This is a genomic window from Kushneria konosiri, assembly GCF_002155145.1.
Classification (GTDB): Bacteria; Pseudomonadota; Gammaproteobacteria; order Pseudomonadales; family Halomonadaceae; genus Kushneria; species Kushneria konosiri.
This window is the reverse complement of the sequence record NZ_CP021323.1, coordinates 2,606,411-2,629,553: the sequence shown is the minus strand read 5'-3', so window position 1 is coordinate 2,629,553 and position 23,143 is coordinate 2,606,411. Positions and strand designations below refer to the sequence as shown.

Annotated in this window: 26 protein-coding genes and 1 tRNA gene; 8 read left to right on the top strand and 19 right to left on the bottom strand. The window is 52.4% G+C overall.

Translation table 11 applies throughout. The features are described 5' to 3' along the window. Positions 1 to 117: 117 nt before the first annotated feature. The 11 genes from B9G99_RS16845 to B9G99_RS12145 all read right to left on the bottom strand — a co-directional run bounded on the left by B9G99_RS16845 (position 118) and on the right by B9G99_RS12145 (position 7,368). A complete protein-coding gene (locus B9G99_RS16845; RefSeq protein ID WP_158521495.1) occupies positions 118 to 285 on the bottom strand; it encodes a hypothetical protein in 168 nt (55 codons plus the stop codon). Between the two features lie 288 nt (positions 286 to 573). Beyond that, a complete protein-coding gene (locus B9G99_RS12195; RefSeq protein WP_086622398.1) occupies positions 574 to 1,569 on the bottom strand; it encodes a TrbL/VirB6 family protein in 996 nt (331 codons plus the stop codon). After that, the gene (locus B9G99_RS12190) at positions 1,566 to 1,859 is read right to left on the bottom strand and encodes an EexN family lipoprotein (protein WP_086622397.1); all 294 of its coding nucleotides are present in this window, start codon (positions 1,857 to 1,859) and stop codon (positions 1,566 to 1,568) included. Before B9G99_RS12190 ends, B9G99_RS12195 begins: the two co-directional genes overlap by 4 nt. 10 nt (positions 1,860 to 1,869) lie before the next feature. Then, positions 1,870 to 2,520, bottom strand: a complete 651-nt coding sequence (locus B9G99_RS12185; RefSeq protein ID WP_086622396.1) for a type IV secretion system protein — start codon at positions 2,518 to 2,520, stop codon at positions 1,870 to 1,872. Positions 2,521 to 2,534: 14 nt separating this feature from the next. Beyond that, positions 2,535 to 2,846 carry a hypothetical protein gene (locus tag B9G99_RS12180; protein ID WP_086622395.1) on the bottom strand — a complete coding sequence of 104 codons (312 nt, stop codon included), beginning with the start codon at positions 2,844 to 2,846 and terminating at the stop codon, positions 2,535 to 2,537. A 47-nt stretch (positions 2,847 to 2,893) separates the two neighbouring features. After that, a complete protein-coding gene (locus tag B9G99_RS12175; protein ID WP_086622394.1) occupies positions 2,894 to 3,601 on the bottom strand; it encodes a hypothetical protein in 708 nt (235 codons plus the stop codon). Further along, positions 3,591 to 3,821, bottom strand: a complete 231-nt coding sequence (locus B9G99_RS12170; RefSeq protein WP_086622393.1) for a plasmid-related protein — start codon at positions 3,819 to 3,821, stop codon at positions 3,591 to 3,593. Before B9G99_RS12170 ends, B9G99_RS12175 begins: the two co-directional genes overlap by 11 nt. Before the next feature lie 366 nt (positions 3,822 to 4,187). After that, positions 4,188 to 5,066: a DUF5677 domain-containing protein gene (locus B9G99_RS16765; RefSeq protein ID WP_148663951.1), complete on the bottom strand. Its 879-nt coding sequence runs from the start codon at positions 5,064 to 5,066 to the stop codon at positions 4,188 to 4,190. A 412-nt stretch (positions 5,067 to 5,478) separates the two neighbouring features. Further along, positions 5,479 to 6,096: a hypothetical protein gene (locus B9G99_RS12155; RefSeq protein WP_086622390.1), complete on the bottom strand. Its 618-nt coding sequence runs from the start codon at positions 6,094 to 6,096 to the stop codon at positions 5,479 to 5,481. A 45-nt stretch (positions 6,097 to 6,141) separates the two neighbouring features. Beyond that, positions 6,142 to 7,194, bottom strand: coding sequence for a tyrosine-type recombinase/integrase (locus B9G99_RS12150; protein ID WP_086622389.1), 1,053 nt, complete (start codon positions 7,192 to 7,194; stop codon positions 6,142 to 6,144). A gap of 97 nt (positions 7,195 to 7,291) precedes the next feature. Beyond that, positions 7,292 to 7,368: transfer RNA gene (locus B9G99_RS12145), tRNA-Ile, on the bottom strand. 74 nt (positions 7,369 to 7,442) lie between these two features. On the opposite strand from B9G99_RS12145, the gene B9G99_RS12140 reads away from it, so the two are divergent. After that, complete coding sequence (locus tag B9G99_RS12140; RefSeq protein ID WP_086622388.1) at positions 7,443 to 8,039, top strand: hypothetical protein; 597 nt, start codon at positions 7,443 to 7,445, stop codon at positions 8,037 to 8,039. Between the two features lie 71 nt (positions 8,040 to 8,110). Here B9G99_RS12140 and B9G99_RS12135 read toward each other — a convergent pair whose 3' ends face one another. Both B9G99_RS12135 and B9G99_RS12130 read right to left on the bottom strand, forming a co-directional pair. Continuing rightward, complete coding sequence (locus B9G99_RS12135; protein ID WP_086622387.1) at positions 8,111 to 8,677, bottom strand: hypothetical protein; 567 nt, start codon at positions 8,675 to 8,677, stop codon at positions 8,111 to 8,113. After that, entirely contained in the window at positions 8,664 to 9,299 is a 636-nt protein-coding gene (locus tag B9G99_RS12130; RefSeq protein WP_086622386.1) for a glycoside hydrolase family 108 protein, read from the bottom strand. Before B9G99_RS12130 ends, B9G99_RS12135 begins: the two co-directional genes overlap by 14 nt. A gap of 196 nt (positions 9,300 to 9,495) precedes the next feature. Between B9G99_RS12130 and B9G99_RS12125 the strand changes: the two genes are divergently transcribed. Together B9G99_RS12125 and B9G99_RS12120 are read left to right on the top strand one after the other, a co-directional pair. Then, complete coding sequence (locus B9G99_RS12125; protein WP_086622385.1) at positions 9,496 to 10,194, top strand: S24 family peptidase; 699 nt, start codon at positions 9,496 to 9,498, stop codon at positions 10,192 to 10,194. Positions 10,195 to 10,372: 178 nt separating this feature from the next. After that, on the top strand, positions 10,373 to 11,917 hold the full coding sequence (locus B9G99_RS12120) for a pectate lyase family protein (RefSeq protein ID WP_158521494.1): 1,545 nt from the start codon (positions 10,373 to 10,375) through the stop codon (positions 11,915 to 11,917). A gap of 83 nt (positions 11,918 to 12,000) precedes the next feature. Here B9G99_RS12120 and dkgB read toward each other — a convergent pair whose 3' ends face one another. After that, the gene (gene dkgB / locus B9G99_RS12115; RefSeq protein WP_086622383.1) at positions 12,001 to 12,801 is read right to left on the bottom strand and encodes a 2,5-didehydrogluconate reductase DkgB; all 801 of its coding nucleotides are present in this window, start codon (positions 12,799 to 12,801) and stop codon (positions 12,001 to 12,003) included. 294 nt (positions 12,802 to 13,095) lie between these two features. Between dkgB and lpxO the strand changes: the two genes are divergently transcribed. The 5 genes from lpxO (at position 13,096) to B9G99_RS12090 (ending at position 17,944) form a co-directional block, all read left to right on the top strand. After that, positions 13,096 to 13,992 carry a lipid A hydroxylase LpxO gene (gene lpxO, locus B9G99_RS12110; RefSeq protein WP_227875804.1) on the top strand — a complete coding sequence of 299 codons (897 nt, stop codon included), beginning with the start codon at positions 13,096 to 13,098 and terminating at the stop codon, positions 13,990 to 13,992. 12 nt (positions 13,993 to 14,004) lie between these two features. After that, a complete protein-coding gene (locus B9G99_RS12105) occupies positions 14,005 to 14,745 on the top strand; it encodes a 4'-phosphopantetheinyl transferase family protein (protein ID WP_086622382.1) in 741 nt (246 codons plus the stop codon). Positions 14,746 to 14,848: 103 nt separating this feature from the next. Continuing rightward, positions 14,849 to 16,063, top strand: coding sequence for a putative DNA modification/repair radical SAM protein (locus B9G99_RS12100; RefSeq protein ID WP_086622381.1), 1,215 nt, complete (start codon positions 14,849 to 14,851; stop codon positions 16,061 to 16,063). A gap of 22 nt (positions 16,064 to 16,085) precedes the next feature. Next, positions 16,086 to 16,970 carry a TIGR03915 family putative DNA repair protein gene (locus tag B9G99_RS12095; RefSeq protein WP_086622380.1) on the top strand — a complete coding sequence of 295 codons (885 nt, stop codon included), beginning with the start codon at positions 16,086 to 16,088 and terminating at the stop codon, positions 16,968 to 16,970. 98 nt (positions 16,971 to 17,068) lie between these two features. Beyond that, a complete protein-coding gene (locus B9G99_RS12090; RefSeq protein ID WP_086622379.1) occupies positions 17,069 to 17,944 on the top strand; it encodes an AEC family transporter in 876 nt (291 codons plus the stop codon). A gap of 87 nt (positions 17,945 to 18,031) precedes the next feature. On the opposite strand, the gene B9G99_RS12085 is transcribed toward B9G99_RS12090, so the two are convergent. The 5 genes from B9G99_RS12085 to B9G99_RS12065 form a co-directional block, all read right to left on the bottom strand. After that, entirely contained in the window at positions 18,032 to 19,543 is a 1,512-nt protein-coding gene (locus tag B9G99_RS12085) for a sugar porter family MFS transporter (protein ID WP_257789372.1), read from the bottom strand. Positions 19,544 to 19,692: 149 nt separating this feature from the next. After that, complete coding sequence (locus B9G99_RS12080) at positions 19,693 to 20,076, bottom strand: DUF4168 domain-containing protein (RefSeq protein WP_086622377.1); 384 nt, start codon at positions 20,074 to 20,076, stop codon at positions 19,693 to 19,695. Between the two features lie 145 nt (positions 20,077 to 20,221). Beyond that, positions 20,222 to 20,914, bottom strand: coding sequence for a monofunctional biosynthetic peptidoglycan transglycosylase (mtgA, locus tag B9G99_RS12075; RefSeq protein ID WP_086622376.1), 693 nt, complete (start codon positions 20,912 to 20,914; stop codon positions 20,222 to 20,224). A 180-nt stretch (positions 20,915 to 21,094) separates the two neighbouring features. Then, entirely contained in the window at positions 21,095 to 21,955 is an 861-nt protein-coding gene (fghA, locus tag B9G99_RS12070; RefSeq protein WP_086623458.1) for an S-formylglutathione hydrolase, read from the bottom strand. Between the two features lie 322 nt (positions 21,956 to 22,277). Next, positions 22,278 to 23,042, bottom strand: coding sequence for a Crp/Fnr family transcriptional regulator (locus B9G99_RS12065; RefSeq protein WP_086622375.1), 765 nt, complete (start codon positions 23,040 to 23,042; stop codon positions 22,278 to 22,280). Positions 23,043 to 23,143: the final 101 nt, after the last annotated feature.

Genomic DNA, 23,143 nt, shown 5'->3' with positions numbered 1-23,143 from the left:
GCTCAAAACCCATTCATTTTTTTCGTACGCACGAAAAATGAGTTCAAGGACGTGCTGGGCCACGCTATTATTGATACAGAAGGGCTTGTTTTACATCTGATCGTCGTCTGGCTCTGATCAAGAGGCTTTGTCATTAGTAATAGGGTCGTTGCTTGTTTCAACTGCACCTATTTTCTTATACCGCTGTCGACGTCTGGCCAGCTCAGCTTTCATCCAATGTCCGGCGGCACGCATCTCAGCTCGCAAGTTTTCAATCTCTTGTGATGTCAATCGCTGGTAGCTCATTGAGCCTTCTCCCTAGACACCTTACGCCGGAGCTGCGGATATATCGCTGCGCGCCATCGCCACTGAAGCAGGCAAACGGCAATACCAGCCAAACAAGCAAACAGAGTGCGCATCGCCTCATTATCGCCAGTAAGGGCGCCTCTGGTTAAGCTAGGGAACTCGGGAAGCAACGCCACAGCCAGAAGAATACCTACTATTAGCAATAGGCCCGAAAACCCTAGCTCGCCTCCTCGCTTTATCCTCATCCACCGGGCACGCCAAATGCTGGTCCATTTGGTTTTCATGTTCTTATCCCCCCGTGATTGTATTGCCGGTCCCGAAACGTTTTTGGTAGGCACGATAAGCAGATTTGGCGCCACGGTAAGGAGAGGCTGCGGCATTGCCTGCCAAGCGGGCATCACGTTGCACTCCGCGATACTGACGCCGAATTTTTGATGGACGCATAGCAGACATGGCGGAACCTAGCGCGCCCTGAGTTGCCAATGCCACACCCCCGCCCAATGCAGATGCGACAGCGGGCACCTGCTTCAGCACGAGGATTCCAAGGGCAAAAAAAGCAATCAGATAGGCACTTGTTGTCATGCTGGCCATATTGCTTGTTGAGGACGACACAATGTTCATGAAGGCTTCGCTGACATCAATGACCATGCGTCCGATGGCTGATCCCAAAACCAATAGCATGCCAAAATTGACCACCATGCCCAGCCAGCTCTCGAAGAAACGTTGAGTAGTGTTAAACAGAAGACCAATGATAAAGAGTGGGCCAATCGCCAGCAGCACCGTTGTTGCTACCTTGCTGGCCAACAGGAGAAACGCCACTACGATGGCAACACCGCCACCAAACACCATGATCAGAATCGCTACCAGATACATGCCGAAATCACCACTCATGACCCCCGCCTTATTCCAGGCCTGATCGGCCACAGCGAGGACACGTGAAAACAGGCTATCCAGAATGGCCGCTGCACCTCCATTAGACCCAGTGATGACTGCTGCCACCTGTTCTGGCCCGTGTGCCAGCACGTCCACCACAACACTCATGTAGGTACCGACCGTCAGTCCAAGCGTCATGATGAAACCAATCCTAAGGATACGAAATACACCTTCCTGCAAGGGCTCATTGACCTTGCCAAACATCATCAAGTAGCCCCAGATAGCTATCCAAACGATTAACATGCTGGTGAATATCGGAGTGATGTAAGCGATGAGATCAGTAGCTGTATTGATGATGTACTGGTCCAGTGCCTGATCAACAACTGAGAACATGCCTTCAAACAGGTTCATGAGTTCTCCTCGCCCATGGAGTGCGGTAGGTTGAGCTCGAAAGGTTCACCACTGGATAGTGCTCGTTCTGCCTGGAGTGCATTGATGCAATTCGGTGTATCCCGAAGTTCACCAGGATTATTGCTGCATGCCTGAAGAGTCATCTTGCGATCATCATCATGCGCTTTGTACCAGTCCACGGTCTGCACAGAGCCGGTATCCGAGCTGTCTTCGAAGCACCCTGTCAGCACCAAGCCAATCAGAGCCACAACTGCAGTATTTCGTGCGCACGAAATTTTCTTGGTGCCCATAACGCCCCCTTCACCAATCAAGCTCAAAAGGTTCGCCTGATGATGCAACGCGCATCTGCTGAATTTGTTGAGCGTGAAGTGCCTGGTTGGCCTCAGCCTGCGAACGGAGCATGGATAGCTTGGCCGTTTCGTTTTGCAGCAAGACTTCCTCAGCGCCAATACGGGCCTGGAGGTCCAGAACGTCTTTCTGGTCCGGGCTGTTATTGACCTCGGCCACAAGGCCGGTCAGCTCGCTAAAACGCTTTTGAGCTTGTTCCAAGGATTTTTGGGATTGGCCAAGCCAAGTCGCCGTATTGCGGTTGCCGCTGTCGTATAGGTTCGCCACATCGCCAGACAAACCATGTTCGTTCGAGCCCTTAATGCCGGTATCAATCAGCACTTGGCTAGGCTCGACGTCAACGGCAGTGTCATAAACCGAGTCGATGACATTGCCCATGCCACGGACGCCACTCATGCTGTCCAACTGCCTGTTGGCCGTTTCGAGCTGGCTTTTCAGCTGGTCGATTTGATCCAGCATGTGCTGAACCTGAATCATCTGTTGGGTCAGACTCGAAACATCGATAACGGGAATCCCGCCGGCTAAAGCAGGTTGTGTTAGCCCAATTGAAGCCAATAGAGCGATACCGGCAGTTTTTCGTGCACACGAAATATTGTTACCCATAATCAAACCTCCCTTTAAATATTTTGATGACTCGGTTTGACCTGTCGGCGCCGTTCAATCCTTTGAAGCACCAATGACTGTTTTTCAAGCTCCAGACTCTTCAAATCGATTGATTCCATTACCTCTTTCATTTCCTCGATGCACGTAAAAAAGTCTTCGGGAAAAAGTTTCAAACCCTCATCGAAAAAGTCACAGGCATAACCGGCAATAATCAACAGAGTTTGAAGTTCACTCTTAATCACATGCTGTTCAACTGCATAAGATCGGCGCAGCGAAGGCAGCCCATCATCGTTGAAAGTGTGTGTGACACCCTGACTGTCAGTCATGATTGCCTCCTGATGAAGGAAGTTTTATTAAGGCGTGGTCAGGGCCATCACCTTTGTTTCGTGAAGTTCGAGCCTTGAGTGCGAATTTTTCTGCGCATCTCTTCAAAAGCGATAGCTCCAACTTTATCGCTGCCGTAATTTTTTGCTATGGCATCCGCTTTCTGTTGGCCCCGATACTCGGCGATTTGAACCGGGGATAGCTCCTTTGAATAGCTCTTCTGATCACTTGAATCCTTTTTCTTATTTTTTGTTGTACTCTGTGCTGTAGTCTCTGTAATAGATTCTCCCTTTTGTCGATTCAAGATTTGACCGTCCTGATTACCAGATTGGCCATAAGGAAACGTAGAATCTACCAAAGGGAAAAACTGGGAAGCACAAGCGTTTCTGGAAGGTTCTTCGTCGAGTTGATCCGCTAGAAGCTCCAGCAAGCGCTCACAGTTCACTCGATACCAAATTTTGGCGGGAACATCTCTTCGCTCTTCTTCCAGAACACCAATTTCCACTAACGATTTTCTAGCATTTGCCTGTTGCTTTGGAGTTAGTCCGGTTTCAGACTCCCAGCTATCTTCACCACGCTGATTTTTATAAAACCATCCATTGCGTGTTTTCGTCTTTGAATTTTTACTCCAATAAAAAGCTTGGCTAAGGAAAACAGCGCCGGGGACCGAAACGCCAGGAAGAAGTGTGAAGGCAGTATGATAGGCAATAACCCTACCCAAAATTTCTTTCACGACCGATGAGCTATTACGCACCATATTCGGAAGACTCCAGGCATAATGCGTCTTTTACTTGGAGCGTACGAAAATAAACTCGACGCCCCACCTTAACCATAGTGGGCTTTAGCTTCCGAGAAACCTCTGTATCTGAATAAAGAGATACCCGGATGCCATCAGGCGAACGACCCAGAAGATCTGCCAAATCCGATATACTCATCAGCAGGCCAAATCTTTCAACAAGATAATCTTCGACTTTCATAATCAGCACTCCGCTAACAAAATATCGGAGTAACCAATGCTAAACAATAAAAGTAAAAGCTCAAGCTAGAGGAAATTAAATCAAAATCAAAACAATACACTTTGATCATCAAAGCGTATTATTTCGAACAACTAGAAAACAAAAAAGAGTTCTTTTTCAAAAGCCTAGAAAGTAACATAATTTTACAAAATTATGTTATCAGCTTGAGGAGAGCACTAGCAGGTATGACACTAATTTTAATTAAGACTAGACTGTTTTTATAAAAACAGCTTATTAAAAATAATAAACATAGGGCATGACAATGCAGATTAACTTGCCATCACAATAGCATCGAAAAACTAGACATATCGATTCAAGATATAGAACTTACTTAAATAAATCGACATGATGGTTTTCATGTGCCATATGAAGCGCATATAACTTCTCTTGAATCCTACTGAGAGCATCAAGATACTTTTCCTCTTTCAGCTTATGGCAAAACTCTCGGAAAACTTCTGCAGAATATTCAATAGAGCAAACAGCCAAATAGATAGCGAAACTGGCATTTTCAGCCATCATATATTTAATAGCTTTATCTTTTTCCTTTTTATCAAGCTGCTCTACGATAGTTCTATTGTATACGTCTTCGGCACCATGGTGAACCGAGTCTGAAGAAGATGCAAAGAGAGTAAAGTAAGCCCCCTTTAAATTGACTGCAGAAAACTTCTGTACAATAGTGTCGGGCCACATCTTAAGCTTACTATTTTTTTTGTGTTGCAGAGATGCCAAACCGTTATCCATTGACTCTAAAAGTCTAGAGGATTGCTCAATTCCTTTTTGATCCTCAGTTTCTAAAGAGTGTTCAAGCCATTTCCTTGCCTTATATTTATTTTTTTTAAAATATCCTTTTAAGAATCCAGAAGCGCGCTCATTATCTTCCTCGCCCAAAAGATACAAAAAATTAACTGTCGATTCGAGTGACACTCTTGATAGAGCTTCTACAGATATATATTTCTCCTCTCTTAAGCATAAAATCAATGATGAATTGATTTCAGAAATTCTTTGCAAATGATACTGATACTGCACACGCTGGATAGTATATTTTATTTCTGGATGACTGGTTGTAGCCAAGGCCATTTCGCAAAAGAAACCATTCAGTTTATCATTTACTTCTCTCAAAACTGGTATCTGTTTTTTATGCTCACAAAATCCTACTACTGCATCATTAAACTCTGGGGTATCAAAATAATTATTCAAAGTGACCATATCTCGCTTGAACTAACAGTTTTTCTTAAAACCAAAGAAAAATTTTACTCTAAACCATTTAATTTAAAAACCAAATCCTCCATCCTCGAATGCCTATAATGTCTTAACATTTTCGTTGACTTGAGGCCACTGATCGCAGCAACCTCCTACTCGGATAGCTCTCTCTACCAGCCGGCTAAGGGCTTCATGCCGTAGATCGTTGAAGCGGAAGTTTGAATAAGCGACATTAGGCGGGCTTCATTATCATTATTGCCGGTGAGACGTACGTCACGGCGCCCAAAAGCAAGTGAGGGGTAGGATCTCCGAAGAGCGCATACCCATTCCCAATGCAATTTTAGCGGTCTAGGACAGCATGGTATTGCTGCGCTGCCGAAGTATGGCAAACGGTCACTTCTACTCGCCTCATCAACTTTTAATCAAATCTTTTCCCTAGCGTATTCTTCAGCTCTTCTCCACGATTAGATATCTTTTCTTGAAGAGCACGAGAGTAGCTTGATATTTCATTTCCTGTCTGAATCACCTTGGACAAACTACATTCCCATACATCCCTATTATCTTTAATATCAGTTCTCAACACGCTCTCTTGGTCCCCCCAAAAAACATTGGTTTGCCCATAAATCTTGCAGACAGAATCACTCATCTCAGGATAGTAAATATCTGATATAGCCTTAGCCTCATGAAGCCTATGACAGCTCTCCATATATCTCTCCCGGAATTCATGAAGTCTCATGTTGTTATCTGACTGGATATAACTCATAGTCAGAGATGTTTCTAGAGACACTCTTGACAGTATGACATGCATTTTCCTTAACTCTTTTCTCTCAAGAGCCACTTCTGCCATAACACGCTCATGCAGCAATCTATCTGATTGGAGCACAACATCCTTTTGAGCATTTATCTCAGCAATTCTTACCTGATTTCTAACTGTTATTTTTGTCGTTATGTATGCGGCAACCGCACCAATAACCGCCCCCAAAAAGATATACATCTCCTTCGGTAGGTAGCCATCGCTCAATGGAAAATCCAACATTTTTCACTCCCCATGCAATTATTAGCCAACGGGCAATTAAAGCCCTCATATACGATCCAGTTTTATAACCAAATCCTCTGCCCTCAAATGCGTATATCGCCTCAACATCTGCATAGACTTGTGTCCACTGATCGCGGCGACCTCTTGGTCGGATAGTCCTGCTTCCACTAGCCGACTCACTGCCTCATGGCGTAGATCGTGAAATCGGAAGTCGTTGAGGCCGGCCTTTTTCTTAGCTTGGTTCCAGAGTTTGGTGTAAGCGTATGGGCCACGCTGTCCGTCTCGTCCGGGCTCACCAAAAAATATCAAATCACAGTCGAGCGGACGCACTGGGTTATTCAATGCCTGTTTGAAGGTATCGGTAGCTGCAATAGTTAGAGGCACAAGACGGGCTTCGTTGTTCTTGGTGTCTGTAAGACGCACCACACGGCGCTTCACGTCGACTTGAGAGCGAGTGAGGGTCAGGATCTCCGAGGAGCGCATGCCCGTTTCCAAGGCGATTCTAGCGATCCATGTCAGCATAGGGTTGCTGTGCTGCCGTAGAACGGTGAACAGGCGCTTTTCTTCATCAGCAGACAAGCGTCGGTCGCGCCCTTCTCCCGGACTGGGCTTGCGAATGTTCTGGACGGGGTTATAGGTCAACCCTAGTCCCCACTCCTGAATGGCCACTGTATAGAGATGGCCAAGTAAGGCTAGTTCCAAGCGCACAGTGTTGGAACTGATCGGTGAACCTCGACGCCCAATGCTGTTCAAACGGGTATCGCGGTAATTTGCGATGAGATCAGGCGTTAACGCCACAAGAGAGTACTTGCCTAAGTGTTCAACGAGCTTTGTAGCCTTGCCGCGCTCGCTCTTTCGAGTGCTGAGCTTTTTGTTGGGGGTAATGTCGGCCAAATAACGCTTGAGGGCTGCTTCAAGCGTCATTCGCTCCGAAGCGCTGCGCTGGATATAGACACCACGCACCATTTCGTCTTCAGTGCGACGTGACCAGTCCTGAGCGTCTCGTTTGGTGCGAAAAGTCTTTGCGGTAGTGGGCCAGCCGGTCTTGCGGATGACGGCTTTCCAGCTACCAGAGGGGGTCTTGACGATGGTGGCCATAGATATTCCCGAGGATCTTAAGGATCGGCACTGTACCGAAACTGTACCCTTGGACTATGGGACTCACCAGCTTAAAACGCTAAGCTATTGAAATGATTGGTGGGCCCAGCAGGACTCGAACCTGCGACCAAGGGATTATGAGTCCCCTGCTCTAACCAACTGAGCTATAGGCCCTGATATTGCGGTTGCGTATGATACCCAAAGCATCGCCGTGAGACCAGTGCTGTTAATTAACAAGGAGTGAGCGCATGCGTGATCGTTTCTGGAAGGTGCTGGGTGTGGCAGGCGTTACGCTTGCGATGACTACCCAGGCACAGGCAGCCTGGCATTTTGTGCCAGCCGATAGCGAGATTACCGCTCATGTAGCAGGCCAGGGGCAGCGCGGCCCGATGGAGCGCACCTATCACGTCTCGGAGCTGCAGGGCACCATTGACGATGAAGGACGATTCGAAATGCCATTGCGCCTTGAGCAAACGGATCTACTGGGCAAACAGGGAGGCCTTGGCGGCCTGCTGTCAGGCCTTTCTTCCGATTCAGCCATGGTCACGCTGTCCACCAGGGTCAATCCCGCCTGGCTGAGCAACCTTCAGCCAGGGGACTCAACAACCCGCAACGTCACGCTGACCGCCAGTGGCAACCATTTCGAGCGTAGCGAGCAGGTGCCCTTGACCCTTGAGCGGCTGGATCAACAGTATTATCACCTGACACTGGCCGAGCCCATTAGTGTGGATACCCAACAACTGATGAAGCTGGACAATGCACAGACGGTTTTATCACTTCTGGGATACAAGCGACTGGACGATAGCATCCCGATCGAATTCAACGCCCGATTGATTCAGCAGTAAAATGGTCCCGCCACGTTACAGACACAAAAGCGCCCGACGAGTGCCGGGCGCAATGCGTGGATGACAAGGAATCAATCCTGAATATCCCTTGGACGTGGCGGCGGCATGGCCTCCGAACCACGGTCATTCATTCCCATGTGAGTCTCCTCCATCATGACACGGCGCTCTACGCTGTTGCCGTGAAGGTTGATGCCCAGTATCCCACTGGCCGAGAAAATCAGCCAGGTCATGATGTCGACACAGTCCTGAATGCGGTCAGGATCTCTGACGACAGTAATACATACTGCCAGAGACATGAGTGCGAGCATGCCGCACAGCGTCCACCCTACGCCGGCTCGCCAGTCGTTATTGAAAAGCCCCTTGATGGCGCTTCCGGTTGCTCGTGACATTGCCGGTTTTATCGCCGCCGCCTCCAGTTGCAGCTTGATGCGTTCTACATCCAGTTGCTTGAGCCGGTTGATGGCATCCGGGTTCTGATCCAGCATGTCAGACACCCCTTGCGCAGATGCATTTGCCCAGCACTCAAGTGTTGCAGCAACAATGGCGCCTAGAGCTTCACAATTTTCCGGATTTCTAAAAAGCGCCGCCAGCTCGGGCGCCTCCCTTTCAAGACGTCGTCCGACGTCAGACCAGGCCATGACGAGTTCCTCGCCGTTCGCTGGAGGTTCCATTTCGACCAGTGTCAGGTTCGATGTCATACATATCCCTTTCCAGCCTGACGACACGATCAATCCAGCCCTGGGCAAATGCCTGCTGCGAGACATCCCGCCGTGCGAGATCGACCAGCCACGCCAGACGCAGCGCGTTGATGGTACTCGCGAGTGTGTAACCACTATTCACACCGCGAAATTTGAGCATGGCGTCCATTGCCCCTAGCGTCTGCGTTCCGATGCAACCGTCTGTTCCGATGGCGCTCCAGCGCCGTCCGTTATTGCTCAAGACATTCAATACCTCCTGTAGTTGCCGTCCGGCACGTCTGGTGCCGCTGTGTACGCCATAATCCATTAGTGCGACTGCCAGTGCGGGCGTACGCGCACTGATCTCATCAAGCTTCATCGCATGCCAATAGGTTTTCAGATAGATTTTCTCGGCCATGGCCTGAGGAAAATCACGCATGTTGCCGCGATAACCATGTTCGGCAGCCACGCTCCGGGTAATGCCATAATTGGTCGCGCCTCCTCTATCATCAGGATGGTCAACAAAACCACCCTCGCGTCTCATGAGGGCGACAATAATTTTGCTTCGTTGTGATTCGTTCATGAGAATCTCCCTGCATATGCGGCTCTATAAGAAACTTCATTGGCAGACCGGGACTCGCTGACTTTCACATGGCAATATCCAGTCACGGGATGCACAATATGCACACGTTTGGTTAACAAACTCGAGTATGCGCGAGCATTAATTAACCATCAAGGATATTTTCAAAAAGTTTTAATACCTGCAACGAGAAACCAGCATGCAAAGAGTCAGTGAGATAAGACGCGCAAACGCTCGCGCCCTACGCGATCAGGCAGGCAGCAACAAGGCATTTGCCGAATGTGTAGGTGTGGAGCCACCGGCAGCCAGCCGAGTGCTGAGCAGCAAGGCGACCCGGAATATCGGTGATGATTTCGCCCGCCGAATCGAGGTGGCCTTTGGCAAGGAAGATGGCTGGCTTGACAGCGCGCACCAGCAGGGTTCGCCCTACAACGACAATGTAGTGTCGATGCCAGCACGCAGTGACAACAGCATTGAGCAGGCCCCCATCATGAGTGGAATGGCGCCTCTGCTCAGCTGGGTACAGGCGGGAGCCTGGACAGAAACCTCAGCAAGCATCATTGATCATGGCGATCAGGAGTTCTTCCCCAAGCCCCCCAACTGCGGGCCAGGCTGTTTTGTACTTCGCGTACGCGGGGAGTCAATGATGGAAGTTTATCCGCCAGGTACGCTGATCTTTGTCGACCCGGATGTCCAGGCCATGTCAGGAGACGACGTTATCGTCCAGTGTGAGGAACACGGCAGTGCAGAGGCCACTTTCAAGCGCTACATCGAAGAACCCGGTCAGCCGCCCATGCTCAAGGCGCTGAACAGAGGCTGGGCGCAGCAGTACATGACGCTGGGGCCACACTGTCGAATCATTGGCGTGGTCATGGCACAGATGATGTTGCGTCGATAGCGCCGACCCTATATTAGCAAGTGACTGTTTAAAAAGGATTAATTCTAGCACCCATACTTAATTAACCATTTTGTGCAAAATTGACTTGACGGTATTAACCAAATAATTAACCATGATTACAAGTTATCCAGAAAGGGTAACGAAAAAACGCCAACATGGTTATTTTGGGAGAATACTCATGACAACTGCTAACGCTACTGCAATCAAAACCGTTCTCGACTTTGGTGCAGACCCCACCGGCGGAGTCGACAGCTCTCAGGCTTTCAATGACGCCGCTTTGTCCAATGAAGTTGCTACTGTGATTGTACCGCCCGGATCATACGTCATCAGCAAAACCGTCGATCTAAACCGTAAAAGCATGTGCGGCGCCGGGCGTTTTAGAGAAAACCAGCACAAAGGTGTTGCCTATATCAGGTCGGGCAGCAAAATTGATGGCCCCCTCTTCCGCAATCAGGGACCTGTTGTCGAAAATATGTATATTTCGGGGCAGGGCGAGAATGACAATAAAACCGTGTTTGATGCGTATAGCTATAATAGCGTCTTTAGCAACATCCATTTCAGCAATATTGGAAGAGCAATTTATGCTGACGAAATTCTCGTCAACTTCACTGTCAAGGATTGCGTTTTCATTCAAATCGGATGCGGGCTTTACTGCAACGATAGCAAGAACAGTTACTCCACCACAGCGCGCTTCATTCGCAATGAATTCAATAACTGCGGCAACGCCTTTGTTTTCCGCCGCAACCTTAATGGAGCCACATTCCAGGACAACATCTTTGAGTTCATGAGCGGCGATGCCGTGGTTGCGTCGCACATCTATGACTGTAACTTTATCGGTAACTGGTGGGAAAAACGCCGCTCGACCGGAACAGCTTCCATTACTACAGCGCCAGACGAAAAAAGTGATGATCCAGGCTATCCGATCATTCGATCCACGAGTTTTCAACAGATCATGCGGTGCTTTGCTGCCGGCAATAAGGTTACTCATGGATGGCGAAACATATTTAACTCACTTTTCCATGATGCACGAATGGGAGGTGTATCTGTACAGGAAGGAGCTGTTGTGGTCCGGGAACCTACCGGTCGTGCTGTTCGACTGGAGCCTGACCTTATTGCCCAGCAAGGTGACAAGTGGGCCTATCTCCCTCCGTTCGTGATCGAGGCTGGAAAAAACAGCGCAGGCTCTGCCAAGGGTATCCTGCTGCGTACCAAAGGCGGGCCGCTAGCACTTGAAGATACTGAAGGAGATGCCTTTTCCGGCGAAATTAGTATCGCCAAGGGGGATGGCCTTTATGAAAGCTATAGCCTGACCCGCAATGCCGCTGGCAAACCAACCGTCGGGATGACTGGCGTCAGCGAGATGATGATCAATGGTGAAAAGGTCAAGCTGACCACGGGCATACCCCAGCATTTTCTGTGGCGTCAGGACAAGCTCAGCCGAGGGCTGGGGTGCTTCACGACCAATCAGGTCATAACGGAGGGCACGATCAAGCTGGTGACCGAATATCTACTGGATAACCCATTGATTCAGATCACCGTAGAAGATCAGGGAGTTCGCTTTGACGGGCTCAAACATCTGAACAGCTACATTAATACAACCAAGACACGCCGCCAGTGCACAGGCTTTGAACTCTATTTTGTGGATGCCCAGGGCAATCCCAAAACGCCTACAGCCTTTTCGATGCAGATGCTGACCCTCAACCCATCGCTGCTAAGCTCCTGAATTTGAGCCGCTTCACTAATAAAAAAGGGGCGCCCAATGGGCGCCCCTTTTCAATATCTCATCAAGATACCGAATCAGAGACATTATTCGTCCCATGCCGGCGCAAAGGAAGGGTTGGCGATGCGCTCGCCGCGATCGAGTGCATTGATGCGCTCGATCTCATCGTCGCTCAGCGACAGTGTCATGGCTTCCAGATTGGACTGCTGGTGAGCTCGCTTCGTGGAAGAAGGAATCACCACAATATCGCGCGCCGCTACCCAGGCCAATGCTACCTGTGCCGGCGTAACACCGTGATGATCAGCAATCTCTTTAAGGGTATCGTCTTCCATCACCTTTCCAACTGCCAAAGGCATGTAGCCGGTCACTCTGAGGCCCTTTTGCTGACAGTGCTTCACCAGCGCCTTGTTGGCCAGGAAAGGATGCACCTCAATCTGGTTGGTAACGATCTGGTCACCGCCTTCAACGCCAAGCGCCTCGTCAATCTGAGCGATGGTAAAGTTGGAAACGCCGATATTACGGGTTAAACCCCGCTTTTTGGCTTCGACCAGCGCACCAATCGACTCGGCAACCGGTACTTCGTTGTCCGGCGAAGGCCAGTGAAGCAGCACCAGATCCACATGATCGGTGCCAAGTTTTTCAAGGCTCTCTTCGAGGCTTTTGATTAGATCGTCATGGGCAAAGCGATCAGTCCAGATCTTGGTCGTCAAAAAGATGTCTTTACGCGCCACACCGCTTTCGGCGATGGCTTGCCCAACATCAGCTTCGTTACCATACATCTGTGCGGTGTCGATATGTCGATAGCCCAGCTCAAGTGCCGTTGTCACCGAATCGATGACCTCCTGGCCCTTGAGGCGATAGGTACCCAGACCAATATCGGGAATCATGTGACCTCCTGTCAGATGGCGCTCGAAACGCCTTGTAACTGCTCGACGGCCATCGGCCGTGGACCCTTGATTGATGGTCCAGTAATGACATTAGGCCCTATACCGCATCTTTCAAGTCGTTAGCCTGCAAATAATATCGACAAAGCCAGGGACAATGAGCATGATGGCGATGGGAAAGCCCCCTGGACTTTAGTAATGACACTCATTTGCGAACATGCGAGACTGCGCCGCCAGTAGTCTGGAAGACAACATTATCGCCGACGTTAACGGCAATCATCCGGAAAAGAGATCGCTATGATCAAATGGACAATCGTGGCCCTGATCGTGGCCAGCATCCTTTATGTGCATTTTCGTGGCCGCGTTCGTCACAAGCCCTTTCGCCAGCTGTCGGATCACTCGAGCTTCATGGCGCCCATCAATGCATTCATGTACCTGTTTTCAAAAGTGCCGGACCGCCCCTATCACCGCGCCGAAGACTTTCCAGGTATTGAAGCACTGACCGCTCGCTGGGAAGAGATCCGCGATGAAGCGCTGACACTTGAAAATCACATCAAGGGATCGGCCAAAAAGGACGACGCCGGATTCAATTCGTTTTTCCGACGCGGCTGGAAGCGCTTTTATCTCAAATGGTATGGCGAAAGCCATGAATCAGCGCGCCAGCTCTGCCCGTGCACGACCGAGATTCTGGCCGGGATTCCCGGCGTCAAGGCCGCCATGTTTGCCGAGCTGCCCGCCGGCAGCAAGCTGATGAAGCATCGCGACCCCTATGCCGGCTCGATTCGCTATCACCTTGGCCTGCGTACGCCCAACGATGACCGCTGCCGCATCAACGTGGATGGCATCGACTACAGCTGGCGAGATGGTGAAGCGGTGCTTTTTGATGAGACCTTCATCCATTATGCCCAGAACGACACCGAACAGAATCGCCTGATCCTGTTTTGTGATATCGAGCGCCCCATGAAGTATCGCTGGGCAGCAGCGGTCAATCGCTGGTTCAGCCGTAACGTGATGGCCGCGGCAGCCTCCCCCAATGACGATAACGATCACACTGGCGGACTCAATCGTGCCTTCAAGTACATCTACAAGGTTCGTGAAGCCGGCAAGCGACTCAAAAAACAAAACAAGACACTTTATTACGTGATCAAGTGGCTGATTTTTGGCGGCATTATCGTCGGCCTGCTGTCCCTGTAACGTCGAGCTCTCATGTCTGATGCCATCGCGCTCCCGTACCTTCGCTGGCCCTTTATTACTCCGGCACGCGGAGCGCGACTGAGCATTACCTCCTTTGAGGTTCAACGCTTTGATGACAGCGCCTTTGCCTTTCATGGCATGGCACTGCCAGACACTCTTTCCCGCGCGGTCACCAAACGTCGTGCCGAATATCTGGCCGGCAGGGTGTGCGCTCGCCATGCGCTGTCCGCGCTTGATATCCACGTTGACACCCTGCCCAGTCTGGCAGACCGTCAGGTCGACTGGCCGCTACCGGCCATAGGATCCATTACTCACGCACGCGATCTTGCCGCCGCTCTGGTCGCTACCACATCGACTCATCAGGGGCTGGGGGTGGATGCCGAGTGCTGGCTAAGCCCCAGGCGCGCCGACTATCTTGCGACATCCATTCTGACGCCAGGCGAGCAGCGAGCCATTGGTGATTTCACGCCTGAACAGCGTGCCCGCATCGTTACGCTGACCTTCTCGCTCAAGGAGAGTCTTTTCAAGGCGCTTTATCCGCTCACCGGCACACGCTTTTATTTTCATGATGCTCGGATCGAGGGCGTCGATCCGACAGCTTCCGCAGGCCAGTGCACACTGATACTGGATTGTGCCTTGAGCGAGGCATGGCAGCCGGGCATGCGTCTGGTCGGCGATTATGCCGATCTGGAAGATCATGCCCTGACCGCCGTTATGGTAGAAGCTGACAAGAGTCCGACTAACCTTCGGTAAACGGGTACGCCTCTCAGGCACTGCGCTGACGTCATGAATGCAATTCAATTGTTGTTCATGCCCGCTCCCATTACTGTATACAAATACAGTTAAAGGAGTGCTCATGCAGCTCACCGACAAGCTGATCGTTCTCGCAGACGCCGCCAAATATGACGCTTCCTGTGCCAGCAGCGGTGCCCCAAAACGCTCTTCAAAGGGTCAGAAAGGGCTGGGCGCGACCAATGGCAATGGTATCTGTCACAGCTTCACACCGGATGGCCGATGCGTTGCACTGCTCAAGATCCTGATGACCAACTTCTGTCTTTACGACTGCCAGTATTGTATCAATCGACGCTCGAGCAACGTCCCGCGGGCGCGCTTCAGCGTCGATGAAATCGTGCGACTGACGCTCGATTTCTATCGCCGCAATCTCATCAGCGGGCTGTTTCTCAGTTCCGGCATCATTCGCTCCAATGACTACACCATGGAGGCACTGGTTAGAGTGGCCAGAACACTGCGCGTCGAGCATCAGTTTCGCGGCTATATTCATCTCAAGACAATCCCGGATGCCTCGCCCGATCTGATTCGACAGGCCGGTCTTTATGCTGACCGGCTCAGCGTCAATGTTGAGCTGCCGACCAGCCAGAGCCTGAACCGACTGGCGCCAGAGAAAAGTGACACCACCATTCGCCACGCCATGTCGACCATCCGCGACGGGCTGGACGAGGCCACTGCCGAACCAAAAGCGCCCCGATTTTCGCCCGGCGGGCAAAGTACCCAGATGATTGTGGGCGCCGACGATACCGATGATCACACCATTCTGGGCAACGTTCAGTCGCTGTATGGTGACTACCGGCTCAAGCGGGTCTACTACTCGGCCTTCTCTCCCATTCCGGAAAGCCCCTCGTCGGTACCACTGATCGCGCCGCCACTGCTGCGCGAACACCGCCTATATCAGGCCGATTTTTTGATCCGGGGATATGGTTTTCGGGCCGATGAGCTTTTAAAAGGCCCCGGCAACCTGTCGCTGGACATCGACCCCAAGCTTGCCTGGGCGCTCAACCATCGCGAGCTTTTCCCCATCGATCTGGATCGTGCTGACATGTACATGATCGCCCGGGTGCCTGGCATAGGTATTACCAGTGCCCGCCGTATCGAGGCGTTAAGGCGGGAGCGGCGCATCCGCTATACCGACCTCACCCGGCTGGGCTGCTCCATGAAAAAGCTCGCTCCCTTCATTACGACGCAGGATTACCGACCGCGTCAGGCCGGTCTTGAACGACAGGCACTGCTTGCCGAGATGCAAACGGTCACTCCAGGGCAAATGGCATTGCTTTAACCCTTCAGGAGGTGGTGTGACGATGTATACCCTGCATATGACCCGAGCCGACTTCGCCTGCTGGCGCGACCATGCCCGCCGCCTGCTGGCCGCCAGAGTGCCGCCAGGCGATGTCCTTTGGCAGAGTGAAGACTCTGCAGGTGATCTGTTTGCCAGCGGTGATACCGATCTACCCCCACCCGCCGAGACACCACTGGCATTGAAGCTTTCAAGGCACGATCTGCAGCGGCTGGAGTGCGCCTCTCGCTATTGGCCTACCCACCACCAGGAGTGCCGCTGGGCGCTACTCTATCGAGTGGTCTGGCGGCTGGCTCAGGGCGAAGGCGACGCTCTGCTGGCCGGAGACAGGGATGGTGCGGTCATCGAGCAGCGCGTCAAGGCCGTCAACCACGAAGTGCATCACATCCACGCCTTTTTACGGTTTCACCCGCAGTCGACCAATGAAGAACAGTACGCACCGGAATTTATCGCGTGGTTTGAGCCCCGCCATGATGTGCTTGAAGGGGCCGCTCGACATTTCATTGATCGGATGGGCCGGCACCGCTGGCTGATCATGACCCCTGAGGGCGCCATCGTCTGCGATGGGCGGCAGTGGCATATTGAACGCCCTGATGCCGGTACTTTTTCCGTACAGGATTATCAGGCGCTGTCGGCCATGGAAGATGACGCAGAAGATCTCTGGCTGGCCTACTATGCCAGCACGTTCAATCCGGCTCGCCTCAACGAAAAGACCATGGTACGCAGCATGCCCTCGCGCTTTTGGCGCCATATGCCCGAGCGGGCTCTGATTACCGGTCTGATCAGCCATGCCAGACATGGCGCTCGCCGACTGGGTCAGGACAGTCGGCTGGCAGACCAGCCCGGACATGTCATTACACTGCCCAAAGAAAATTATACGAAAGTATAATATTTCACGCCGGACAGCTTGCAACTGTCCTCATAACCCCGTGAAAATAACGATCTCGTTTCATTGCAGTCACCACTGCCGCCTGCACAGGGTTTTTCATGTTTTCACAAATCATGGCTGTCATGGTCCCCATTATGGTGGGCGCCGGCATCGGCTACTTCTGGGTACGCTTTCGACAGCCCTACCCTACCGGCTTCGTCACCAAGCTGGTCTTCAACGTCGGCACCCCCTGTCTTATCGTCAATGCCCTATCGAGCACGCATGTCGAGCTGTCGGCCTTCTCGAGCATGGCCACCGCGACCTTTCTATGCCTTCTGGTGCTGCTGGTTGTCGGCCTGCTGCTGTCTCGTATCACGAAGATGGACTGGCGCACCATCGTGCCATCGGTTCTTTTCCCCAACACCGGCAACATGGGCCTGCCGCTGGCCATGTATGCCTTTGGCGAAGGACGCGGCTTTTCACTGGCCATCGCCGTGTTCGTGATCGTCTCGATTGCCCAGTTCGTGGTGGGCAGCATCACCAGTAGTTCACGGCCGGTCAGAAATCTGCTGACCAACCCGACCATCTACGCCAGCATCATCGCGATTCTTCTGATGGCCTATCAGGTTACGCTGCCGGCCTGGCTTGCCAACAGCATCGAACTGCTGGCCGGCATGACCATTCCCATCATGTTGATTACGCTCGGTGTGGCACTGGCCAGTATTCGCGCACGCAACCTGTCGGCGGGTCTTGCCTTTGCACTGGGCAGGGTCGTGGTAGCCGGTATTATTGCGCAGGGCATTGGCCTGCTGCTGGGGCTGGATGAAGAAGCCCGAGGCATTCTGATGGTGATGATGTGCATGCCCATGGCGGTGTACAACTATCTTTTTGCCCAGAAGGCCGGACGCTCGCCGGAGTTTGTGGCGAGTCTGGTCATGTGTTCAACGCTTGCCTCGTTCATTTATCTGCCGCTGATGCTGATGTGGGTGATCTAAAGCGAACCGCCCAGCCCCATGTGAGACATGCAAAAGGCCCCACCGTAGTGGGGCCTTTTTGATGGCGTCATGGCTTATCGGGCTTTTTCACGCGGTTTGCGCATGACCTTCCCGGTAGCGCGAGCAGTCCTGCACTCGACCCTGACGAAACTTCTCGCCCATGAGCGTTTCCATTGACTCCAGCGGTACCCCCTTCGTTTCCGGCACAAAACGCCAGACGATCAACAAACTGATAAACGTGATGCTGCCGAACAGCCAGAACGGAAAGGCGCCATTGAACATGTCATTGAGCCATTCGCTGCCGCGCATCATCGGAAAGGTCTGCGCCACGATAAAGCCAGCCGTCCACTGAGCGCCCATGGCAAGTGCCATGCCCGACTCACGGATCGAATTGGGAAAGATTTCCGACAAAAGCGTCCAGCTGCAGCAACCCCATGAAATGGCATAGCCCGTGACATACACCATGATGGCCAGCATGGCGGTATAGCCCTGAACATCGAACCAGAAAACGGTGCCCAGTACGCCCATGCTCGCGATGCAGGCCAGTGAACCGATGGTCAAAAGACGCACGCGCCCGACGCGGTCAATCAGATACATCCCCACCAGATTGCCCACAATAAAGATCAGACCGATATAGCCTGTCTGCAGCAGCGCGCTTCCGGTGCTGTCGGTAACGCCGGAGAGTACGGTGGGCGCGTAATACATCACCACATTGATCCCGGAGAGCTGCTGCGCAGCCGATAAAAAGATACCGACCAGCGCAATACCCATCATGACGGGCTTTTTGAGGGCACTGCGTGAGCTGCGCTTTTCCTGACGAAGCTGTCGGTTCATGGCACGACGGCCGCTGGAGTTTCCTTCATCCAGTGAGTGGCGTACCTCCTCGACCATTGGTTCGATGTCCCTTTGCGGCGTAAAGCGCGCCAGTATTCGCCGGGCCCGGTCATACTGTCCATGCATGATGCACCAGCGCGGAGACTCGGGTACCAGCAAGAGCAAAACCGCAAAGAGCACGGCCGGAATGGCCTCGGAGCCCAGCATCCAGCGCCAGCCATAGTTGTTGAGCCACTCCTGGGCCACATCACGCGCAATAAAGTAGTTCACGAAAAATACGATCGTCTGGCCGACCACGAGAGATTGCTGAAACATGCTCAGCGTCCTGCCACGCCAGTGCTGGGGCGCCAGCTCCCCCATGTACATGGGAGACACCACACTGGCGATCCCTACAGCCACGCCGCCGACCAGACGCAGGACGATATAAAACCAGAAGGCAGGTGCCAGCGCCGACCCCAGGGCTGATACCAGAAACAGGGCAGCCGCTGTCATCATGGTCATGCGTCGACCCAGAATATTGGCCAGATAGCCGGCCCCCAGAGCACCCAGAATGCTGCCGATCACCACACTCGATACTGCCCAGCCCTTCATGGTGGCAGAGAGATCAAAATAGGTGGTGATCGAGTCGATGGCGCCTGAAATGACGGCCGTATCATAACCAAACAGAATGCCGCCAAGTGCTGCGACAAGGCAGATGGAAAGTATGTAGCCTATCCCGCTTGAACCCTTTTGCTCCGTCATAACTGCTCGTCTTCGTCCCTGAATGTCACCAGCCTTGCGCTGGCCTTAAGTCATCAAGGGATAGACTTTAGTAGAAAAAATCCACTTGCTCGAACCGGAATCAGGACAGCGTTTTTCAAGCATAAAAAAGGGCCGCTTTCGAAGAAGCGGCCCCTTGAGATCACTTAAATGGCTTACTGCTTTTTCTGAGCCATTTGCTGAACCTTTTGCATCATCTGCGGATCGTTCTGGACAGCCTGACCGATCTGGTTGAACTGCTCGACCTCCAGGTTGTTATCCTGAACGGCCTGTACCATCTTCTGGTTGGCTTCTTCGCGGATGCTTTGCTGTGCATCGGCGCCGTCAGCACCCTGAAGCTGCTTGGTGTAATCCTGAGAGATACCTGCGATTTCCTGAGAAGCAGAGGCAAAGTTCTGCAGCTGGTCATCGCTGAAATTTTGTGACTGCTGCTGGCTTTGCGCACCCTGAGTCGGCTGCTCCTGAGCGGCGAGCGCCGGTGTGGCAGCGAGGCCGGTCGCGACCAGCGATGCGGAAACAACTGCGGCAAAACGTTTCATGAACATCCTCCTGACTACCTTTGCTTTTCAATGCGTACTGTCATTATGACGCCGCACGACACACTAAGTTCAACTGATTTTGTTACTGCATGTAATTAATTTTAAAGGCTTTATTGCCTTCATTCTCACAGGCAGTCGTACCCCACTATAGACGCTGTAAAAAGCGTGTGCCGCCCAACTGCCTCATTTGCTGTCTGACCCAGGCAATGCGCTGCGCCACACGAGCGCTCGGCGCCGTCGGACTCCAGTTGCGCGGGTTGGGCAGAACGGCTGCCAGTCTTGCGGCCTGATCAACCGTGACCTGGCTGGCGCCGATGCCGTAATAGTGCTGGGCCGCGGCTTCCAGTCCGAACACGCCCCGATCCCATTCCACCACATTGAGGTAGACCTCAAGGATGCGCTCCTTGGGCCAGATCAGCTCGATCAACAGGGTGAACCAGACCTCCATGCCCTTGCGCAGCCAGCTGCGACCGGACCACAAAAAAACATTCTTGGCAGTCTGCTGACTGATGGTGCTGGCCCCACGCAGCGCCTTGCCTTCCTTCCAGGCCTGAATGGCGGCGTGCACCTGATCAAGGTCGAATCCGTAATGATAGGGAAACTTCTGATCCTCGGCGGCGATGACGGCCAGCTTCGCCTGATCGGACAGGGAACGCCAGGGCGTCCAGTGATAACGAATCGTGATGGGCTCACCATCGGCGATGGACGTCACCTTCCGCTCGAGCATGACCATCGACCCCGGCAGTGGCACAAAACGAAACAGCGTCACCAGAAGTATCGACAGCACGATCGCACCCAATATGATCCTGACGCACCATCGCAGCAGCAGTCCGATCAAAGCCCTGGCCCCCTTTTTTTATTGCAGCGATGCCTTTTATGCACTGTGCCGCCTGATCATGGTTAATGGCCACAGGTTACACGCACCCGGCCCGGAATGCCTTCAGGATATCCTTGAAACCGATAGACAACCGGGGCTCAGACAGGAGCCCCGGAATTGGAGGACGCTGACCGCCGTGGGTCACGCCTGATCGGCAAAGAGGTGATGGGCGTGATATTCGAGATGGTCATCAATGAAGCTTGCCACAAAGAAATAGCTGTGGTCATAACCCTCATGACGGCGAAGCTTCAGGGGAACACCCTGCAGGTGGCACGCCTTTTCCAGATGATCCGGCTTGAGCTGGTTTTCAAGGAACTGATCATCCTCGCCCTGATCAACGAGCATGCCCTGTCTGGAAGCGCCGGACAGTACCAGCTCACAGGCATCCCAATCGGACCACTCGGCACGGTCCTCCCCGAGATAATGGCTGAAGGCCTTTTCACCCCAGGGGCAGTCCACCGGATTCACCACGGGCGAAAAGGCCGAGACACTGGCATAACGGCCGGGCTGTTTCAGGGCACAGATCAATGCACCATGGCCGCCCATGGAGTGTCCGCTGATGGCCTCACGCTCGCTGACAGGAAAATGTTCACGAACCAGCGCTGGCAGCTCACGCGTCACGTAGTCATACATGTGATAGTGCTTGTCCCAGGGCGTCTGTCTGGCATTCAGGTAAAAACCGGCGCCAGAACCGAAATCATAGCTGTCGTGCTCACCTGGAAGGTCCGTACCCCTGGGGCTGGTATCCGGGCAGACGATCGCCATGCCCAGCCTTGCCGCCATTTTTTGAGCACCTGCCTTTTGCATGAAATTTTCATCGGTGCAGGTCAATCCGGAGAGCCACCACAGTACCGGCACGGTGCCGTTTTCCGCCTGTGGCGGCAAAAAAATGCCAAAGGTCATGTCGCAATCAAGCACCTGCGAGCGATGGCTGAAGCGCTTGACCCATCCCCCATGGCTTCGGGTGGCGCTCAACTGTTCGATGGACTGCGTCATGGTCATCTCCACTATGGGTTTATCACTGGCGTAACAGGTACGTTCCATCCTGGTCGAAACAGGCTCGATATGCCTGCCGATCACAAGTGTCCGATCAACAGAGTCAAACAGCCCGATATCGCGCCGGTATAGTGGGCCACGAAAAGCGCAAACGGCAACCGCTGAAGGAGATAAATCCAGATGAACACGGCCAATGGACGATACCGCCTCGGGCCGGGGCTGGCGCAGAGTACAAGGCAGGTCACTGTCTGAAAAAGGCATCAGGCCGCGATCCGCCCTGATGCCTTTCAGACCCTGGATTGAAGATGAATGAGCGGCGGTGATGACGTCAACGCAGCGTAGAGCTATCGTTTTCGACAAGCTTTAATAGCTCGCTGACACTCTCGCTTAGATAGGTATCCGAAAAACTGGCGACGTCATAAAAGGCTTCCAGATCCGGAATCTCGATTCGATTGCGTTCACGATATAAAAGACCCTCCTCCCTGAGTTCGGAAAAGGTACGGCTGACGTGAACGGCTGAAAGCCCGAGAACATCTGCCAGCACCTGCTGTGACAGCGGCAGGTTAAACCGATGTGTAATGTCCGGATAGGTCTTGCGCAAACGCAAGTGCATTTCACAGATAAAATGCGCCACCTTTTCACGCGCCGTCCGTCTGCCCATATTGACCAGGCGCTCTGCCATGATGGCCTGCTGTTGTCCCGCCAACGAGAACAGCACGGTGGTCAACCTGGGCGATGTCGTGAAGATATCGGTCAGGTTCTTGAGTGGAAAACGGCAAACGACGCCTTCTGTCAGCATGGCCACCGACGCCAGATGACGTCGGGGTGAAAAATCGCTCAGACCGACCATATCACCCGGCAAAAAGATATTGAGGATCTGACGGGTACCATCATCCATCGATCGATATGAACATGCCCAGCCTTCGCTGAGAACGCAAAGGCTCTCGGCACAATGGTTCTCTTCCCATATCATCTGAGCATTCGATACGATCTGAGGCGTCTTTTCCAGCGCTGCCAGAAGTTCGGCTTCCGTCTCATCAAGCGCACAATAATGTTTGAAGTTACGCACCAGGCAGCGATCCCTGTCCAACATGGCATGCACTCCCGAATCGCATTCAAAAAGCTATTCGGCATTATAGTAATAATTGATGCATTACCGTCCAAAGATAGACTCCATTGTTGGACGAATCGCCT

Excerpts from the sequence above, each read along its gene's own strand:
- B9G99_RS16845 (WP_158521495.1), bottom strand. The coding sequence starts at position 285 with ATGAGCTACCAGCGATTGACATCACAAGAGATTGAAAACTTGCGAGCT.
- B9G99_RS12195 (WP_086622398.1), bottom strand. The coding sequence starts at position 1,569 with ATGAACCTGTTTGAAGGCATGTTCTCAGTTGTTGATCAGGCACTGGAC.
- B9G99_RS12190 (WP_086622397.1), bottom strand. The coding sequence starts at position 1,859 with ATGGGCACCAAGAAAATTTCGTGCGCACGAAATACTGCAGTTGTGGCT.
- B9G99_RS12185 (WP_086622396.1), bottom strand. The coding sequence starts at position 2,520 with ATGGGTAACAATATTTCGTGTGCACGAAAAACTGCCGGTATCGCTCTA.
- B9G99_RS12180 (WP_086622395.1), bottom strand. The coding sequence starts at position 2,846 with ATGACTGACAGTCAGGGTGTCACACACACTTTCAACGATGATGGGCTG.
- B9G99_RS12175 (WP_086622394.1), bottom strand. The coding sequence starts at position 3,601 with ATGGTGCGTAATAGCTCATCGGTCGTGAAAGAAATTTTGGGTAGGGTT.
- B9G99_RS12170 (WP_086622393.1), bottom strand. The coding sequence starts at position 3,821 with ATGAAAGTCGAAGATTATCTTGTTGAAAGATTTGGCCTGCTGATGAGT.
- B9G99_RS16765 (WP_148663951.1), bottom strand. The coding sequence starts at position 5,066 with ATGGTCACTTTGAATAATTATTTTGATACCCCAGAGTTTAATGATGCA.
- B9G99_RS12155 (WP_086622390.1), bottom strand. The coding sequence starts at position 6,096 with ATGTTGGATTTTCCATTGAGCGATGGCTACCTACCGAAGGAGATGTAT.
- B9G99_RS12150 (WP_086622389.1), bottom strand. The coding sequence starts at position 7,194 with ATGGCCACCATCGTCAAGACCCCCTCTGGTAGCTGGAAAGCCGTCATC.
- B9G99_RS12140 (WP_086622388.1), top strand. The coding sequence starts at position 7,443 with ATGCGTGATCGTTTCTGGAAGGTGCTGGGTGTGGCAGGCGTTACGCTT.
- B9G99_RS12135 (WP_086622387.1), bottom strand. The coding sequence starts at position 8,677 with ATGGCCTGGTCTGACGTCGGACGACGTCTTGAAAGGGAGGCGCCCGAG.
- B9G99_RS12130 (WP_086622386.1), bottom strand. The coding sequence starts at position 9,299 with ATGAACGAATCACAACGAAGCAAAATTATTGTCGCCCTCATGAGACGC.
- B9G99_RS12125 (WP_086622385.1), top strand. The coding sequence starts at position 9,496 with ATGCAAAGAGTCAGTGAGATAAGACGCGCAAACGCTCGCGCCCTACGC.
- B9G99_RS12120 (WP_158521494.1), top strand. The coding sequence starts at position 10,373 with ATGACAACTGCTAACGCTACTGCAATCAAAACCGTTCTCGACTTTGGT.
- dkgB (WP_086622383.1), bottom strand. The coding sequence starts at position 12,801 with ATGATTCCCGATATTGGTCTGGGTACCTATCGCCTCAAGGGCCAGGAG.
- lpxO (WP_227875804.1), top strand. The coding sequence starts at position 13,096 with ATGATCAAATGGACAATCGTGGCCCTGATCGTGGCCAGCATCCTTTAT.
- B9G99_RS12105 (WP_086622382.1), top strand. The coding sequence starts at position 14,005 with ATGTCTGATGCCATCGCGCTCCCGTACCTTCGCTGGCCCTTTATTACT.
- B9G99_RS12100 (WP_086622381.1), top strand. The coding sequence starts at position 14,849 with ATGCAGCTCACCGACAAGCTGATCGTTCTCGCAGACGCCGCCAAATAT.
- B9G99_RS12095 (WP_086622380.1), top strand. The coding sequence starts at position 16,086 with ATGTATACCCTGCATATGACCCGAGCCGACTTCGCCTGCTGGCGCGAC.
- B9G99_RS12090 (WP_086622379.1), top strand. The coding sequence starts at position 17,069 with ATGTTTTCACAAATCATGGCTGTCATGGTCCCCATTATGGTGGGCGCC.
- B9G99_RS12080 (WP_086622377.1), bottom strand. The coding sequence starts at position 20,076 with ATGAAACGTTTTGCCGCAGTTGTTTCCGCATCGCTGGTCGCGACCGGC.
- fghA (WP_086623458.1), bottom strand. The coding sequence starts at position 21,955 with ATGACCATGACGCAGTCCATCGAACAGTTGAGCGCCACCCGAAGCCAT.
- B9G99_RS12065 (WP_086622375.1), bottom strand. The coding sequence starts at position 23,042 with ATGTTGGACAGGGATCGCTGCCTGGTGCGTAACTTCAAACATTATTGT.